This window comes from Streptomyces soli, from assembly GCF_003999195.1.
GTDB classification, from domain to species: domain Bacteria; phylum Actinomycetota; class Actinomycetes; order Streptomycetales; family Streptomycetaceae; genus Actinacidiphila; species Actinacidiphila soli.
In genome coordinates this window covers 1-2523 of sequence record NZ_RJVR01000386.1, presented here as the reverse complement: position 1 = coordinate 2523, position 2523 = coordinate 1, and the positions used below count along the sequence as shown (strand labels likewise).

2 protein-coding genes are annotated in these 2523 nt (G+C 64.9%); one reads left to right on the top strand and one right to left on the bottom strand.

From position 1 onward, the window contains the following. The coding region (locus EFK10_RS49145) for a hypothetical protein (RefSeq protein WP_206305855.1) at positions 1–718 on the top strand (718 nt) is incomplete at its 5' end. A gap of 1037 nt (positions 719–1755) precedes the next feature. On the opposite strand, the gene phoU is transcribed toward EFK10_RS49145, so the two are convergent. After that, positions 1756–2421: a phosphate signaling complex protein PhoU gene (gene phoU / locus EFK10_RS45990; RefSeq protein WP_127361571.1), complete on the bottom strand. Its 666-nt coding sequence runs from the start codon at positions 2419–2421 to the stop codon at positions 1756–1758. Between the last annotated feature and the right edge of the window lie 102 nt (positions 2422–2523).

Below are 2523 nucleotides of genomic sequence, written 5' to 3'. Positions count from 1 at the left end.
GCCACCCGCGATCCCCCTGGGGAATTACGTGACCGCGGGGGTGGGGAATTACGTGACGCTGAACCCGCCCCACCTGGGGAATTTCGTGATCGCTCACAGACCCCTATTGACCGTGGTTTACCGCCTGTTCTGGTGCGCATCTGGTGCGGATCTCGTGCAACGGCTCCGAAGGTGCTGGGGCCGCCGGCCGTTGGTTGCCCACGAGGGACCTTGGGGGCCAGAGACGGCCCGACATGCCCTGCGAGCGGACCGGATCCCGTTGTGGGCCATCATGTCCGGCATGTTGCTGACCTTTGGCCCTGACCGCCAGACTCGCGAGTTCCAGTGTGACTGCTGCGATGCCCCGATCGAACGGGCATGGGATTACATCTATGCCGACGGTGATCCTTACGCGCTCTACTTCGCGAACTGCTACCACCACCGCAACAAGGACCACGATGCCTGGATAGATGTGATCTTCGGAAGCTGGGGTGTCGGGCCTGACGAGTGGGACGATCACGTCTCGTTCGGCTGCCGTGTTGGGCCTGTCGTCGGGCAGACCGAACCCGCATCCACCTTGGTAACCGCGGGGCTCGCTAATCCGGATGGACCCCTCTTCGGCCTCAAACTCGATCGTGAAGCGGCCTTGCAGCATCCCCGGTTGGCCGAGTTCTGGAAAGTTTTGGACTTCATCTTGGAGCATGATCCCCTGGTGCGCGGTCACGTCTGCGGCCACTGAGACGCCGAGGTCGGTGGAGCGGGTTTGGCCGGTGTCCTGCCCGGTTTGGGGTCGAGCATGATCAGGGGGCCGTAGGCTCGCCAACTCCTCGAACAGGCTTCACTCTGGGGCCTCTTCGTCCCGAAGCAAAGTGGGTACCCTCACGACCTGCGGTCTCACTGGGGTTGAGCTGCGCGAACAGTCCCCCAATGTCCGTGGACGTACGCCGAGGTACGGGGCCGCTGTAGCGCAGTTAGACACTCAGCCTGACGGCCACTCCATTACTCTGTGGATGAGTCGTCGGCCGTTGTCGTCGCCAGCCCAGAGCAGCTTCGGACGGCCCAGGGACGGCCGTGTCGTCGGGGGCGTTGCTACCTACGGCTGTGGGCCCTCTTGGATGTTAGGCGCCCGATAGCGAAGGCCCAACCGACCGCTGTCACTGTCGCCACAACCCTAGTTACCTTCTCCCCCGTGGTAACTGCACCAGCCGTGCAGATCACAACCCCGATCGCGTACCACCATGGGCTAGTGCGCCAGTGCGTGCGCTCGTCAGTCACTGTTCCTCCTCCGCCGCCCGCACCATACTGTGCCGGCAGCGGAACGGTTTTGCCGGGTGTCCTGGCTATGCCTGTCGCGGGACCCGGTTCGGAGAAGTCTTGAAAACCGTCGTGGCAGCGATGTCACCGTGGGTTCAAATCCCACACCCACCGCAGGTGAACGGCCCCTGACCAGGTAAATCGGTCGGGGGCCGTTCTTGTACGCGCTGTCCGCAAGTGACCGTGGTTCCCCCTTGTTTCCCGCCCGTACGGGCACGGGGATCGGTCGCAGGCGGTCAAACCGGCGACATGAGGGCTCTACGAAGAGGCCACCGGTCAAGCCGGCGGGGCGCCGCCCATCGGTTGACGGTGGCGCCCCGCGTGGTAACCAAGCTTTGAGGTCTGGCCTCATCCTTATCAGGTCGATCCCGGGAAGCCCTGAAGCGAATCGAACTGGGCAGCCGCTAAACGCCGACCTTCTTGGCGTCCACGGTCAGCCGTCAGTGTCCGCCGCCGTTGGTGTCAACGATGGATGTCAACGCCGGGGGCAGACCCGACCCCGGTGGCCAGGAAAATGACTCGGTCCGCGACATTCACAGCGTGGTCGGCGAAGCGCTCGTAGTAGCGGCTGAGCAAGGTCAAGTCCACGGCGGTTTCCATGCCGTGAGGCCAGGCACCGTCAGCCATGTACTCGAACGTGCTGCGGTGGACCTCGTCCATGGCATCGTCGTCGAAAGGCAGCTCCGCCGCGGCCCGGGGGTTTTTCGTCTCCAGGGCCTGTCGCATCTTGGTCGCCATCTGCTGCGCGACCCGGCCCATCTCCTCGATGGCCGGCCGCAGCGCAGCGGGGAGGGGGCTGCCGGGATACCGCCTCCGGGCAATCTCCGCGACGTGGCGGGACAGGTCCCCCATCCGCTCCAGGTCGGCGGAGATGCGCAGGGTGGCCACGAGCGTGCGCAGGTCGGTGGCGACCGGCTGCTGACGGGCCAGGAGGGACACCACGCGGGCTTCGAGATCGTCGCGGACCGTATCGATCACAGCATCCTGGCTGATCACGTCCTCGGCAGCGGGCAGGTCACCGCTGATCACCGCAGTCGTCGCGCGGCCCATCGCGTTGGTCACCATCACCGCCAGCTCCACAAGCTGGACGTGCATGGCGTCAAGTTGCTCGTGATAGCGCTCTCGCATGAGCTTCCCCCTTCTCCAGCAGGGTGGTGCCCCGACCAGATCGTCCAGGCTCTCACCATGACGAACCCGGATACCGGCACCAACAGCACTGGCGGCCCGTGA

What these genes read in the sequence shown, in the direction of transcription:
- phoU (WP_127361571.1), bottom strand. Translation starts at nt 2,421, where the DNA reads ATGCGAGAGCGCTATCACGAGCAACTTGACGCCATGCACGTCCAGCTT.